At 69.6% G+C, this 13,143-nt stretch carries 14 protein-coding genes; 11 read left to right on the top strand and 3 right to left on the bottom strand.

The annotated features are described in order from the left end of the window. Positions 1-243 precede the first annotated feature (243 nt). The 5 genes from rpsA (at position 244) to OG252_RS37435 (ending at position 5,744) form a co-directional block, all read left to right on the top strand. On the top strand, positions 244-1,752 hold the full coding sequence (gene rpsA, locus OG252_RS37415; RefSeq protein WP_266441267.1) for a 30S ribosomal protein S1: 1,509 nt from the start codon (positions 244-246) through the stop codon (positions 1,750-1,752). Positions 1,753-2,022: 270 nt separating this feature from the next. Further along, positions 2,023-3,549, top strand: a complete 1,527-nt coding sequence (locus OG252_RS37420) for a flavin monoamine oxidase family protein (RefSeq protein ID WP_329345282.1) — start codon at positions 2,023-2,025, stop codon at positions 3,547-3,549. Between the two features lie 140 nt (positions 3,550-3,689). Next, positions 3,690-4,628, top strand: coding sequence for a PAC2 family protein (locus OG252_RS37425; protein WP_266441270.1), 939 nt, complete (start codon positions 3,690-3,692; stop codon positions 4,626-4,628). Between the two features lie 56 nt (positions 4,629-4,684). Then, positions 4,685-5,314: a dephospho-CoA kinase gene (coaE, locus tag OG252_RS37430; protein ID WP_329341766.1), complete on the top strand. Its 630-nt coding sequence runs from the start codon at positions 4,685-4,687 to the stop codon at positions 5,312-5,314. 49 nt (positions 5,315-5,363) lie between these two features. Then, on the top strand, positions 5,364-5,744 hold the full coding sequence (locus OG252_RS37435) for a tetratricopeptide repeat protein (RefSeq protein WP_266441275.1): 381 nt from the start codon (positions 5,364-5,366) through the stop codon (positions 5,742-5,744). 22 nt (positions 5,745-5,766) lie between these two features. Here OG252_RS37435 and OG252_RS37440 read toward each other — a convergent pair whose 3' ends face one another. Then, positions 5,767-6,033, bottom strand: coding sequence for a DUF6343 family protein (locus OG252_RS37440; protein WP_266441284.1), 267 nt, complete (start codon positions 6,031-6,033; stop codon positions 5,767-5,769). Between the two features lie 76 nt (positions 6,034-6,109). Between OG252_RS37440 and OG252_RS37445 the strand changes: the two genes are divergently transcribed. From OG252_RS37445 to OG252_RS37455, 3 genes are all read left to right on the top strand, one after another. Further along, complete coding sequence (locus OG252_RS37445; RefSeq protein WP_329341769.1) at positions 6,110-7,009, top strand: acyltransferase domain-containing protein; 900 nt, start codon at positions 6,110-6,112, stop codon at positions 7,007-7,009. Positions 7,010-7,083: 74 nt separating this feature from the next. Next, positions 7,084-7,764 (top strand): class I SAM-dependent methyltransferase, encoded by a 681-nt coding sequence (locus OG252_RS37450; RefSeq protein ID WP_329341771.1) that lies wholly within the window; start codon positions 7,084-7,086, stop codon positions 7,762-7,764. A 98-nt stretch (positions 7,765-7,862) separates the two neighbouring features. After that, positions 7,863-8,351, top strand: a complete 489-nt coding sequence (locus OG252_RS37455; RefSeq protein ID WP_329341772.1) for a DoxX family protein — start codon at positions 7,863-7,865, stop codon at positions 8,349-8,351. Between the two features lie 90 nt (positions 8,352-8,441). On the opposite strand, the gene OG252_RS37460 is transcribed toward OG252_RS37455, so the two are convergent. After that, entirely contained in the window at positions 8,442-9,035 is a 594-nt protein-coding gene (locus tag OG252_RS37460; protein WP_266441289.1) for an RNA-binding S4 domain-containing protein, read from the bottom strand. Positions 9,036-9,160: 125 nt separating this feature from the next. Here OG252_RS37460 and OG252_RS37465 point away from each other — a divergent pair, with 125 nt between their 5' ends. Then, on the top strand, positions 9,161-9,880 hold the full coding sequence (locus tag OG252_RS37465) for a uracil-DNA glycosylase (RefSeq protein ID WP_329341774.1): 720 nt from the start codon (positions 9,161-9,163) through the stop codon (positions 9,878-9,880). Positions 9,881-9,889: 9 nt separating this feature from the next. After that, complete coding sequence (gene pip / locus OG252_RS37470) at positions 9,890-10,852, top strand: prolyl aminopeptidase (RefSeq protein ID WP_266441293.1); 963 nt, start codon at positions 9,890-9,892, stop codon at positions 10,850-10,852. Here the strand turns inward: pip and OG252_RS37475 are convergent. Beyond that, on the bottom strand, positions 10,849-11,517 hold the full coding sequence (locus OG252_RS37475; RefSeq protein WP_266441295.1) for a GntR family transcriptional regulator: 669 nt from the start codon (positions 11,515-11,517) through the stop codon (positions 10,849-10,851). The genes pip and OG252_RS37475 overlap by 4 nt on opposite strands. 146 nt (positions 11,518-11,663) lie before the next feature. Here OG252_RS37475 and OG252_RS37480 point away from each other — a divergent pair, with 146 nt between their 5' ends. Next, positions 11,664-13,142 carry an NCS1 family nucleobase:cation symporter-1 gene (locus tag OG252_RS37480; protein ID WP_266441297.1) on the top strand — a complete coding sequence of 493 codons (1,479 nt, stop codon included), beginning with the start codon at positions 11,664-11,666 and terminating at the stop codon, positions 13,140-13,142. Position 13,143: the final 1 nt, after the last annotated feature.

Consider the following 13,143-nt stretch of genomic DNA (forward strand, 5'->3'; position numbering starts at 1 on the left):
GTGCGGCTTCGCGCATTGACCCTGTCCGGCTGCCCCCGTATGCTACAAGTTGCGCTGCGGGCCTGCGCTCCTCAGACGTAGCAGGCTGCGCTCGCATCTGTTGTATGTCCCCTCGGTTGTCGAGGCGCCATCACCAGCTTTTGGTGGGGCGCTTCCTTGGCTGTCCGGCTTCTTCAGAGCGAAACGGGCTCCCGGCGTAAGCAGTACCTACGACTCACTGTCCGTACCGGAGCCCTTTCCCACATGACGAGCAGCACCGAGACCACCTCTACCACTCCGCAGGTAGCGGTCAACGACATCGGTAACGAGGAAGCTTTCCTCGCCGCGATCGACGAGACGATCAAGTACTTCAACGACGGCGACATCGTCGACGGCGTCATCGTGAAGGTCGACCGGGACGAGGTCCTGCTCGACATCGGTTACAAGACCGAAGGTGTCATCCCGAGCCGCGAGCTCTCGATCAAGCACGACGTCGACCCCAACGAGGTCGTCGCCGTCGGTGACGAGATCGAAGCCCTTGTTCTCCAGAAGGAGGACAAGGAAGGCCGCCTGATCCTCTCGAAGAAGCGCGCCCAGTACGAGCGCGCCTGGGGCACCATCGAGAAGATCAAGGAAGAGGACGGCATCGTCACCGGTACCGTCATCGAGGTCGTCAAGGGTGGTCTCATCCTCGACATCGGCCTCCGTGGCTTCCTGCCGGCTTCCCTCGTCGAGATGCGCCGTGTCCGCGACCTCCAGCCCTACGTGGGCAAGGAGCTCGAGGCCAAGATCATCGAGCTGGACAAGAACCGCAACAACGTGGTCCTGTCCCGCCGTGCCTGGCTGGAGCAGACCCAGTCCGAGGTCCGCCAGACGTTCCTCACCACCCTGCAGAAGGGTCAGGTCCGTTCCGGCGTCGTCTCCTCGATCGTCAACTTCGGTGCCTTCGTGGACCTGGGCGGCGTCGACGGTCTGGTGCACGTCTCGGAGCTCTCCTGGAAGCACATCGACCACCCCTCCGAGGTTGTCGAGGTCGGCCAGGAAGTCACCGTCGAGGTCCTCGACGTCGACATGGACCGCGAGCGCGTCTCCCTGTCGCTGAAGGCGACCCAGGAAGACCCGTGGCAGCAGTTCGCCCGCACGCACCAGATCGGCCAGGTCGTGCCCGGCAAGGTCACGAAGCTGGTTCCGTTCGGCGCGTTCGTCCGCGTGGACGAGGGCATCGAGGGTCTGGTCCACATCTCCGAGCTGGCCGAGCGCCACGTGGAGATCCCGGAGCAGGTCGTCCAGGTCAACGACGAGATCTTCGTCAAGGTCATCGACATCGACCTCGAGCGTCGTCGCATCAGCCTCTCGCTGAAGCAGGCCAACGAGTCCTTCGGTGCCGACCCGGCCTCGGTCGAGTTCGACCCGACGCTGTACGGCATGGCCGCGTCGTACGACGACCAGGGCAACTACATCTACCCCGAGGGCTTCGACCCCGAGACCAACGACTGGCTCGAGGGCTACGAGACCCAGCGCGAGGCCTGGGAGCACCAGTACGCCGAGGCGCAGCAGCGCTTCGAGCAGCACCAGGCTCAGGTCATCAAGTCCCGCGAGGCCGACGCCGCCGCCGAGGCCGAGGGTGGCGAGACCGCCGCTCCGGCTCCGTCCGGTGGTGGCGGTGGCGGTGGCGGTTCGTACTCCTCCGAGGGCCCGGACAACTCCGGCGCGCTGGCCTCGGACGAGGCGCTTGCCGCTCTGCGGGAGAAGCTGGCCGGCGGCCAGAGCTGATCTTGAGCGGTAGCTCTTGAGCAGTAGCTCGTGAACTGAGGGCCCGTATCCCGGTGGGGTACGGGCCCTCGGCGTGTCCGGCATCGTCACCCTTGCAGAAACGTGCGGGATACACGAATAACTGATGGGCCGTAACCGGCCATTGGGAGGCTTCCCCGGTCATTCATGATCGGAAAGGGAGCCGAACGCATGGCACAGACTCACAGCGGACCCGGCACCAGTCGGCGTTCGTTCCTGCGGAACGTCGGTCTCACCGGTGGGGCCGGCGCCATGTTCGCCACCATGGGAGCCATCGGCCTCGCTCCCACCGCACAGGCCGCCCGGCGCGAACAGCCCTTCCGCGCCCTGAACGCGAGCGACTTCACCCTCACCGGGCGCGGCGCCGCCAAGGTGGTCGTCATCGGCGGCGGCATCGCCGGACTGACCACCGCGTACGAACTCGGCAAGGCCGGCTACGACTGCACGGTCCTCGAGGCCAGGGACCGCACCGGTGGCCGCAACTTCACCGTGCGCGGCGGCGACACCACGACCGACCTCTACGGCAACCGGCAGACCGCCCGCTTCAGCGACGGCCAGTACATGAACGCGGGCCCCGCCCGCATCCCGCAGTGGATGGTCACCCTCGACTACTGCCGTGAACTCGGCGTCCCCCTCGAGGTGTTCACCAACGTCAACGCGGACGCGTACCTCTACAACGAATCGGCCGGGATGACGAGGCCCGAGCGGTACCGCACCGCCAAGGCCGATGTCTACGGCTATGTCTCGGAGTTGCTCGCCAAGGCCACGAACAAGGGTGCCCTGGACGGGGAACTGACGGCCGATGACAAGGAGCGCCTCGTCGACTTCCTGGAGGACTGGGGCGCACTCGGCGACAAGCTGACCTACGAGGGCGGGGAGCGGCGCGGGTACACGACCGTCCCGGCCGCCGCAGGCACCCCGGGAGTGCTCCTCGGGGACGTTCCCACCGCCTCCGAGGTCTTCGCCAGCGGCGTCGGACGCTACTTCTCCTTCGAGTTCGGCTTCGACCAGGCCATGCTGATGTTCCAGCCCGTCGGCGGCATGGACCAGATACCCAAGGCGCTCACGCGTGCGGTCGGCGCCCACCGGGTACGTACAGGGGCGGTGGTCTCGAAGGTCACCGACACCGGAAGCGGTGTCTTTGTCGCCTACACCCAGGGCGGTCGTACGAAGGTCGTTCAGGCCGACTACTGCGTCGCCGCCCTGCCGCCCAACATCCTCGCCAAGGTGCCGCACAACCTCGGCTCCGGAGTCCAGTCCGCCCTGGAGGCCATCACCCCGTCGTCCGCGGCCAAGATCGGCCTCGAATACACGTCCCGCTGGTGGGAGCTGGACCACCGCATCTACGGCGGCATCACCGAGACCGACCAGGACGTCACCCACATCTGGCATCCGTCGCACGGCTTCCACGACGAACGCGGCCTTCTCATCGGCTACTACAACTACGACGACGACGCCGACACGTACGCCAAGCTCAGCCCCAAGGGGCGCGAGGAACGGGCGGTGGCCGCCGGCGTGAAGATCTACGGCGAGAAGTACCGCACCCGACTCGCCTCCTCCTTCTCCCACCACTGGCGCCAGACACCCCACCTCGAAGCAGCCTGGCACGACACGCCCGGCGGCCCCGACGACATCCGCTACAAGCCGCTCAACGAGCCCACCGGACGCGTCTACTTCGCCGGCGACTGGCTCAGCTACACCGACGCCTGGCAGCACGGGGCGTTCACCTCCGCACAGAAGGCGGTGACGGCCCTGCACGCGCGCGTGCTGTCGTCGTAAAGCCGGTGACACCGCGCAGCAGGGCACGAAAAGGACGGTGCATGAAAAGGCTGTAAGAGGTGCCTGATCAGGAGCGTGGGCGGGAATGCCCACGCCCCGCACCGCGTTGTGCAGTACGAACACGAGGAGGAGCGGTCACAGTGCTTGATCCGCAGGGTTTGTACGCATGGGAGCCGAAGGGCCTCGCCGTGGTGGACATGGCGCTCGCCCAGGAGTCGGCCGGCCTTGTCATGCTCTACCACTTCGACGGATACATCGACGCGGGTGAGACCGGCGACCAGATCGCCGACCGGATCCTCGACTCGCTGCCCCACCAGGTCGTCGCCCGCTTCGACCACGACCGGTTGGTGGACTACCGTGCCCGCCGCCCGTTGCTGACGTTCAAGCGCGACCGCTGGGTCGAGTACGAGGAGCCCACCATCGAGGTGCGCCTCGTCCAGGACGCCACCGGAGCGCCCTTCCTGCTGCTGTCCGGCCCCGAGCCGGACGTGGAGTGGGAGCGCTTCGCCGCGGCCGTCCAGCAGATCGTGGAGCGTCTCGGCGTCCGCCTGTCGGTGAACTTCCACGGCATCCCCATGGGCGTCCCGCACACCCGCCCGGTGGGCCTCACCCCGCACGGCAATCGCAACGACCTCGTCCCGGGCCACCGCAGCCCCTTCGACGAGGCCCAGGTGCCCGGCAGCGCGGAGGCGCTGGTCGAGTACCGCCTCATGGAGGCCGGACACGACGTCCTGGGCGTCGCGGCGCACGTCCCGCACTACATCGCCCGCTCCCCGTACCCGGACGCGGCGCTGACCGTCCTGGAGGCCATCACGGCGGCGACCGGGCTGGTCCTGCCGGGCATCGCGCACGCGCTGCGCACGGACGCGCACCGTACGCAGACCGAGATCGACCGCCAGATCCAGGAGGGCGACGAGGACCTCGTCGCCCTCGTGCAGGGCCTTGAGCACCAGTTCGACGCCGCCGCGGGCGCCGAGACCCGCGGCAACATGCTCGCCGAGCCGGTCGAGATCCCGTCGGCGGACGAGATCGGCCTCGAGTTCGAGCGGTTCCTGGCGGAGCGGGAGGGCGACAGCTAGGGCTGTCCCGGCTCCCGCCGGGTGCGGTGTCGGTGGCAGGCCCTAAGCTTCGGCTCATGCTGAAGGTGGGCCTGACCGGCGGCATCGGTGCCGGTAAGAGTGAGGTGTCGCGGCTGCTGGTCGCGTGCGGTGCCGTGCTGGTCGACGCGGACCGGATCGCGCGCGAGGTCGTCGCGCCGGGTACGCCCGGGCTCGCCGCGGTCGTCGAGGCCTTCGGCGAGGACGTGCTCACCGCCGACGGCGCCCTGGACCGGCCCAAGCTCGGCTCCATCGTCTTCGCCGACCCCGGGAAACTCGCCGTCCTGAACTCGATCGTGCACCCCCTGGTGGGCGCCCGCTCCCACGAGCTCGAGTCCGCCGCCGCCGAGGACGCCGTCGTCGTCCATGACGTCCCGCTCCTCACCGAGAACGGCCTCGCCCCGCTGTACGACGTCGTGATCGTCGTCGACGCGAGCCCCGAGACCCAGCTCGACCGCCTCGTCAGGCTGCGCGGGATGACCGAGGCGGACGCACGCGCGCGTATGGCCGCTCAGGCGACCCGCGAGAAGCGCCTGGAGATCGCGGACGTCGTCATCGACAACGACGTACCGCTGCCGGAGCTGGAGCGCCGCGTGAAGGACGTATGGGCCGATCTCCTGCGCAGAGCCCACGCGCGCGGGACGGCGCCTCGGCCGCCTGAGGAATAGTCGTCCCTGTTCAGGCGTTGAACCGCCCGAGTGAGGGAAGGACTTTGCCGTGCCCGAGACCAGCGGATCGACCGGACGTACTCCGGAGACGCATGTCATCGACTTCCGTGCCGCGGAGCAACTGCTCGCCGCACGGGACCCGCGGGGCGCGGTGAAGCTGCTCGACGCCGTGATCGCCGTACACCCGGAGAACACCGCCGCCCGGCTGCTGCGCGCCCGCGCCTTCTTCGCGGCCGCGCAACTGCGGCCCGCCGAGCTGGAGTTCACCATCGTCCTGGAGCGTGAGCCGGACAACGCGTTCGCGCACTTCGCGCTCGCCCGGACCTACGAGCGCCAGGCCCGGCCCGACCAGGCCAGGCGCCACTTCCGCCTGGCGGCCGCCCTTGACCCGAACCCGCGGTACCTGCGGGCGGCGCGCTTCGAGTCGTGAGCGCCGGATCGCCGGACAGCCGCTAACGGCGGCGGCCTTCCGGCGGCCGGTACGGCGGGATGTCGGGGCCCGGCTGGTAGTGCGGGCCCTGTCGGATGTGCCTGAGGATCATCGCCATGTCGACGGTGATCACCAGCCACAGCAGCCCGCAGGCGATCGCCCACCCGGGCCGTCCCGCGAGTGCGAAGGCGACGGTCCCGAAGACCGCCCAGACCAGCCCCCACACGGTCAGCCAGAAGCGCACCCGCAGAGCACTGCGCGCTGTCGTCGGTTCACTGCCCGTACGCATCGGAATCACTACTCCTTTAGGGAAAGTACCCTTCGGGGCGGACGTTCACCCAGCGGTCCGAACAGAGGGGGCAGGCGTGCTTCCGGACGCCGATGAGCTGGCCGAGGTGCTGCTGGACCTCGGCGTACCGCACGATGACATCAACGAACTCGTACGGATGGGCCGACGGGTCACGGACGACCCGGAGCTGCTGAGACTGCTGGAGGCGTCGGTCGAGGAGCTGGTCCGCGGAATGGGGGAGGCGGGCGGCGCCGTCGACCTGCTCGAACTCGACTGGGCGTCGGGCGCCCTGCAGCGCTGTTACCCCGTGTTCGTGTTCGTGGCGGCGTTGCCGCACACCCGCGCGTACCACCGCGAGCGCGGTATACCGGCCGATGTCTCCCGGCGCACCCTCGCCGACCTGGGGCGGAACATGGCCGTGCACCGCAGGCGTCACGGCAGGACGGAGGTGCAGTCCCCGCGCTGGCTCACCCACCACTTCCGGGGCGAGCTGTACCAGCTGGGCAGGCTGCAGTTCGAGCGGACGCGGCTCGGGCAGCGGACGGGAGGGGCGCTCGCGGCGGCCGGGCTGGACCTGGCCCTCGGTACGCCCTGTCTGGACCTTCACATTCCCGACTTCCTCGGCCCGCTGTCACCGGCCGCCTGCGACCGCTCGTTGGCGCTGGCCGGCGAGTTCTTCGCCCGGTACTTCCCCGAGGAGAAGCACCGGGCCGCACTCTGTCACTCCTGGCTGCTGGACCCGCAGCTCGAGCGGTATCTGTCGGCGGACTCCAACATCATCCGGTTCCAGGAGCGGTTCCGGGTCGCCCGCGAGGACACGGAACCGGCCGACACCGAGCCGATCCAATTCGTGTTCGGTGACCCGGACCTGGACGTGGAGGCGCTCCCGCGGCGCACCTCGGTGGAGCGGGCGGTCGGGGATCATCTGCGGGCCGGGGGCCACTGGTACATCGGGCACGGCTGGTTTCCGCTGTAACTCGAACGGGTGAACCCATATCGGGTGGGAACGGGCGTGCGGATGCGGGCCGTTGGACGGGCATGGAGCTGAAAATGCGAACGGGACATCAGGGAACGGGACCGGGACCCATCACCCCGGACGGTTGTGCGGTCGAGCTCTACTCGCGGCTGCCTGTGGGGGACGCACCGGACGTCATCAGCGCCGCCGTGCCGGCGGGTGCGCACATCCTGGAACTGGGCAGCGGTGTGGGCCGCATGACCCATCCGCTGCTGGAGCGGGGATTCACCGTCACGGCGGTCGACGAGTCCGCGGAGATGCTGGAGCGCGTCCGCGGGGCGCGCACCATACGCAGCACCATCGAGGGCCTCGACCTCGGCGAGCGGTTCGACGTCGTGATGCTCGCGTCGTTCCTCGTGCACACCGGCGATCCCGAGGAGCGGCAGGCGCTGCTGCGCTCCTGCGTGCGGCATGTCGAGAAGGACGGCTGCGTGCTCATGCAGCGCGAGGGCGCGGATTACCACACCAACGTGCCGCGCGAGCGAGTGGATCCAAGTGGCTTCACCATCCGCATCATGTCCTCGGAACCGGTCGGGGACGGCGTCAACTCGGTGCACGCGGAGTACGAGTTCCCGGACGCGACATGGACCCAGACGTTCCTGGCCCGGCCACTGACGAAGGAGCAGTTCGAGGAGGCGCTGGCGGAGGCCGGTCTGGAGGTGGACAGCTATCTGACGGAGGACGGGGTCTGGGTGCGCGCCGTTCCCGCGAAGTAGGCGATGGGGGTCAACTCGCCCGGCGGCGATGAGTTTTGGGGCGGGGGCCGGTCTACCTCTGTGAAAACACCACGGACCGCTTCACACAGGAGACCCCGATGTCCGACACCACCGTCCCCGTCACCGCTGCCACCTCCGCCTCCACTTCCGCCTCCGCCGCAGCGTCCCGCCGCCCCGTCGTCGGCGAGTCCGCGACCGCCCGTGGTCGCCGCGCCCGGATCGCCCTGCGCGGCCTCCAGGCGTTCCTCGCCCTCTTCTACGTGATCGCGAGCGCACTCCCGAAGCTGATCGCGCACCCCTCGGCCGCCGAGGGCTTCGACGACATGGGATGGGGCAGCGCGGGGATGTACACCATCGGTGTCCTCGAACTGGCCGGAGGGATCGCGCTGTTGATCCCGGTCCTGCAGTCGGTGGCGGCGATGGCGCTGAGCGGGCTGATGGTGGGGGCGTTCGTCGTCACGCTCACGTACTTCAACGGGGAGAACGCGGCGACACCGCTCATCCTCATCGTGCCGCTCGCCCTCATCGCCTGGGCCCGGCGTGGCCACAACGAGCAGCTGCTGGCGCTGGTGCGGCGCCGGGCGTGAGGGAGTGCGTCGTGCCGCGCCGGTGACGGTGGTGGTGTCCGGGTCGGTTCTTCGCCCCGGGCGCCACCGCCGTCACCGGCCTGTCCGCGGTCAGTGCCCCTCCGGTGAGCCTCCCGGCATCCCGCGCAGGCGTTCCAGCTCGCGGCGGTCGCGCTTGGTCGGGCGGCCCGTGCCGCGGTCGCGGATGCCGGCGGGGGCGACGGCCTCGCGGGGCGGGGGCGGGGGGCTGTTGTCGACGTAACACTGGGCGGCCACGGGGGCGCCGACGCGCTTGCGGATCAGCCGCTTGACGACGACGATCCGCTCCCAGCCCTCCTGGCGCACGCGCACCTCGTCGCCGACGCGCAGGGAGTGCGCGGGCTTCACGCGCTCGCCGTTCACCCGCACGTGGCCGCCCCGGCAGGCGGTGGCACCCATGGAACGCGTCTTGACCAGGCGGACCGACCAGATCCAGCTGTCGATGCGCACGGTCTCGCCGCTTTGCGGACCGGCCGCCTCGGCGGCGGCCACAGCGGCGGCGATCTTGGGGTCCGTGTCGTCGGAGTCGGTGTGCTGGGGGCCCGGGTCCTTGGGGTCCGTGTCCTGGGCGTGCTCGCCCATCGGGGCGGACCCCGCAGGACCCTCGGTCCCGCCTGTCCGGCCCCTCCCGCCCGTCCTGATGTCGTCCGTGTGCTCGGCAGCCATGCCCTCGACTTTAGTGCCCCGTGCCGGGCGGGCCGGGTGGGTTTTCCGGCGGACCCGGGTCGCGGCGCACAGCCCGGGCGGATGCCGGGCGCGGTGCTTGCGTACCGGGTCCGTACCGTGGAGGGATGGACACCAGCCCTCGTGCCGGTCTGGCCGCCCTCGATGCGCGGATCGCGGGCTGTCGGGCCTGTCCGCGGCTGGTCGACTGGCGCGAGGAGGTCGCCCGCACCAAGCGCGCCGCCTTCGCCGACTGGACGTACTGGGGCCGGCCGGTGCCCGGTTTCGGCCCGCCGGACGCCCGGCTGCTGATCATCGGCCTCGCCCCGGCCGCGCACGGCGGCAACCGCACCGGACGGATGTTCACCGGCGACCGCTCCGGAGACGTCCTGTACGAGGCGCTGTACGACCTGGGGCTCGCCTCGCAGCCCACCTCGGTCTCGGCCGACGACGGCCTGGAACTGTACGGCGTCCGCGTCACCTCGCCGGTGCACTGCGCCCCGCCCGCCAACAAGCCCACCCCTGAGGAGCGGGACACCTGCCGGCCCTGGCTCGTCCAGGAGCTGAACCTGCTGCGGCCGACGTTACGGGCCGTGGTCGTCCTCGGCGCCTTCGGCTGGCAGGCCGCGCTGCCCGCGTTCACGGCGGCGGGGTGGCACGTGCCCCGACCGCGCCCGCCCTTCGCGCACGGCACGCACGTGCCGCTCGACGGTCTGGAACTCTTCGGCTGCTTCCACGTCAGCCAGCGCAACACCTTCACCGGCCGGCTCACCCCCGTGATGCTGCGGGACGTGCTGCGCACGGCGGCGAAGTCGGCGGGGCTGCCGACACGTTCGCAGGACGGCTAGGGTCGTCCGATGGTCCTCCACCCTGAGACAGAACCGTACGACCGCGGCATGCTCGATGTCGGTGACGGCAATCGCGTCTACTGGGAGACCTGCGGGAACCCGCGGGGCAAGCCCGCGCTGGTGCTGCACGGTGGGCCGGGGTCCGGCTGCACGCCGTACTTCCGGCGGTTGTTCGATCCGGCCGCGTACCGGATCGTCCTGCTCGACCAGCGCGGTTGCGGGCGGTCGACGCCGCACGCGAGTGCGTACGACACCGACATGAGCGTCAATACGACCGCTCACCTCATCGCCGACCTGGAGCTGCTGCGGCGGCACCTCGGGATCGAGCGATGGCTGGTGTGGGGTGTGTCGTTCGGGTCGGTGCTGGGGCTGCGGTACGCGCAGACGCATCCGGGAGCCGTGTCGGAGCTGGTGCTGACGGGGGTCGCGACCGGATCGAATGCCGAAGTCGCCTTGCTGACCTGGGGACTTGGCAAGATCTTCCCGGAGGCGTTCGAGAGGTTCCTGGCCGAGCTGCCGGAGGGTGAGCGGTCCGGCAACCTTGCCGCCGCGTACAACCGGCTGCTCGAGTCGCCCGATCCCGAGGTGCGGGCGAGGGCGGCGCGCGCCTGGACGGACTGGGAGACGGCGATGATTCCCGCGCCGCCGCGGTCGGTCGAGCGCTTCGAGGACCCGGTGTTCCGCATGGGCTTCGCCCGCACCGTCACGCACTACTTCGGCAACGACCACTTCCTGGGCGAGGGCAACGACGAGGGTGTCGTCCTGCGGGACGCGGCCCTCCTGAAGGACATCCCCGGCACCCTGGTACAGGGCGGCCTCGACTTCGGCAACCTCCTCGGCATCGTCTGGCGGCTGCAGCACGCCTGGCAGGGCAGCGAGTTGGTGGTCGTGGACGACGTGGGCCACAACGCGGGTGCGCCGGGCGTGGCGGAGGCACTGGTGGCGGCGACGGACAGATACGCGGCCCGCTAGCGGAGTTCGGCGGTGTCCCCGAACAACTGCCGTACCGTCGAGCGGTAGTTGGTCCGCACGTGGGTGAGGGCGTGCGCCCGCGCCCGCTCGGGATCGCCGGAGGCGATCGCCTCGTACAACTCGCGGTGCTCGACGAGGAGTTGGGGCCACTCCTCGTTCCGCCGGGTCATCCAGCGCAGGCGGCCGGCGACCGGTTCGAGGGCCTCTATCAGCAGGCTGTTGCCCGCCATCGCCACGATGCGGTCGTGGAGACGGCTGTTGATCTCGGTGATGGCCTCGGCGTCCTCCGCCTCGGTCGCGACGGCCGCGCGGTCCAGGAGCTCCTCGACCTCGGCCAGGTCCGCGGGTGTCGCCTTCGCGGCGGCGAGTCCGGCGGCGTAGACCTCCAGCGCCTCGCGCAGTTCGAACAGCTCCTTGACGTCGTTCGGGTTCAGCCGCCGTACGACCGTGCGGCGTGGCGTCTCGAAGTGGACGAAGCCCTCGGCGACCAGTGCGCGGATCGCCTCCCGGACCGGCACCCGGGAGACCCCGAAGCGGTCGGCGAGCTCCCGCTCGACCAGTCGGTCGCCCGGGAGGAGGCGGCCCGCGATGATCTCCTGCCGCAGGGTGGCCAGGACGCGCTCGCGGACGGCGCCCAGGGGTTCGATCTTCGTCGTGGAGCTCATGGAGCCATCTTCGCCGACTCCGGGTGTGTTTTACGGAGCGTTAACAGAGGTGACATCGGTCGGAACGGTTGACGGAGGGACCATGTGCGCTGTTTGGTATACCAAACGGCCAGTCCTCCTCCGTCCCCCTGGCTCCTGGAGGCCCCGTGTCCCTCGCCGACCGTGCCGAAGCCACCGGCACAGCAGCGTTCGTCCCCGACCCCCGGCTCACCAACGAAGACCTCGCGCCCGCGGGCAAGCGCAACTGGAAGGTCTTCGACCTCTTCGCCATGTGGATGTCCGACGTCCACAACCTCGGCAACTACACGTTCGCGGCCGGCCTGCTCTTCCTCGGCATGAACGTCTGGCAGATCTTCACGTCCCTGCTGGTCGGCTTCGTGATCATCTACATCGGGATGAACATGATGGGCCGCATCGGGCAGCGCACCGGCGTCCCCTTCCCGGTCGTCAGCCGCATCGCCTTCGGTGTCTGGGGCGCCAACATCCCCGCCCTGATCAGGGCCGTCATCGCCATCATGTGGTACGGCATCCAGACCTACCTCGCCTCCGTCGCCGTCAACGTGATGCTGCTGGCGGCCTGGCCCGGTCTGGAGTCCTGGACGCACAACTCCTTCCTCGGACTCGACGCGCTCGGCTGGGTGTCGTTCGTGGCGCTGTGGCTGATCCAGGCGGCGATCATCAGCCAGGGCATGGAGTCCGTGCGGAAGTTCCAGGACTTCTGCGGACCGGCCATCTGGGTCGTGATGATCGCGCTGGCCGTGTGGATCCTCGCCAAGGCGGGCTGGACCATCTCGCTCACCACCACCCCGAACCCGGTCTCGGTCGGCGAGCAGTGGCGGCAGTGGTTCGGCGCGGTCGGTCTGATCCTCGCCACCTACGGCACGCTGATGCTCAACTTCTGCGACTTCTCCCGCTTCGCGCCCGACTACAAGACGGTCCGCCGCGGCAACTTCTGGGGCCTGCCGGTCAACTCGACCGCCTTCGTGATCCTGTCGGTCGTCGTCACGGCGGGCGCCTTCGAGGTGTTCGGCAAGCAGATCACCGAGCCCGCCTACCTCGTCGCCGAGATCGGCAACACCTGGGTGCTGGTACTGGGCGCGCTGGCGTTCGCCATCGCCACCATGGGCGTCAACATCGTCGCCAACTTCGTCTCACCGGCGTACGACCTCGCCAACGTCTGGCCGCAGAAGATCACCTTCAAGGTCGGCGGCATGATCAGCACGGTCGTGGCGCTGCTGGTGACCCCGTGGAACCTCTTCTCCAACCCCACGGTCGTCAACTACTTCCTCGGCGGACTGGGCGCCTTCCTCGGCCCGCTGTTCGGCGTGATCATGGTCGACTACTACTGGGTCAAGCGCGGCCGCATCGACGTGGACGAGCTGTTCAACGCCCAGCCCGGTTCCCGCTACCGCTACCGCAAGGGCGTCAACCCCAAGGCGCTGTGGGCGTTCGTGCCGTCGGCGGCGGTCGCGGCGGTGCTCGCCCTGGTGAAGACGTTCAGCGAGGTCGCGCCGTACTCCTGGTTCATCGGCACGGCGCTGGCCGCCGGACTGTACGTGGTGCTGTGCCGCGCCGAGCGCGCCGCCGACGCCGGGGCCGTGCCCGAGAAGGCCGTGGAGGTCTGAG

It is taken from the genome of Streptomyces sp. NBC_01352, assembly GCF_036237295.1.
Taxonomy (GTDB): domain Bacteria; phylum Actinomycetota; class Actinomycetes; order Streptomycetales; family Streptomycetaceae; genus Streptomyces; species Streptomyces plumbiresistens.

Excerpts from the sequence above, each read along its gene's own strand:
- OG252_RS37460 (WP_266441289.1), bottom strand. The coding sequence starts at position 9,035 with ATGGCTGCCGAGCACACGGACGACATCAGGACGGGCGGGAGGGGCCGG.
- OG252_RS37475 (WP_266441295.1), bottom strand. The coding sequence starts at position 11,517 with ATGAGCTCCACGACGAAGATCGAACCCCTGGGCGCCGTCCGCGAGCGC.
- OG252_RS37420 (WP_329345282.1), top strand. The coding sequence starts at position 2,023 with ATGTTCGCCACCATGGGAGCCATCGGCCTCGCTCCCACCGCACAGGCC.
- OG252_RS37465 (WP_329341774.1), top strand. The coding sequence starts at position 9,161 with ATGGACACCAGCCCTCGTGCCGGTCTGGCCGCCCTCGATGCGCGGATC.
- rpsA (WP_266441267.1), top strand. The coding sequence starts at position 244 with ATGACGAGCAGCACCGAGACCACCTCTACCACTCCGCAGGTAGCGGTC.
- OG252_RS37450 (WP_329341771.1), top strand. The coding sequence starts at position 7,084 with ATGCGAACGGGACATCAGGGAACGGGACCGGGACCCATCACCCCGGAC.
- OG252_RS37455 (WP_329341772.1), top strand. The coding sequence starts at position 7,863 with ATGTCCGACACCACCGTCCCCGTCACCGCTGCCACCTCCGCCTCCACT.
- OG252_RS37440 (WP_266441284.1), bottom strand. The coding sequence starts at position 6,033 with ATGCGTACGGGCAGTGAACCGACGACAGCGCGCAGTGCTCTGCGGGTG.
- pip (WP_266441293.1), top strand. The coding sequence starts at position 9,890 with ATGGTCCTCCACCCTGAGACAGAACCGTACGACCGCGGCATGCTCGAT.
- coaE (WP_329341766.1), top strand. The coding sequence starts at position 4,685 with ATGCTGAAGGTGGGCCTGACCGGCGGCATCGGTGCCGGTAAGAGTGAG.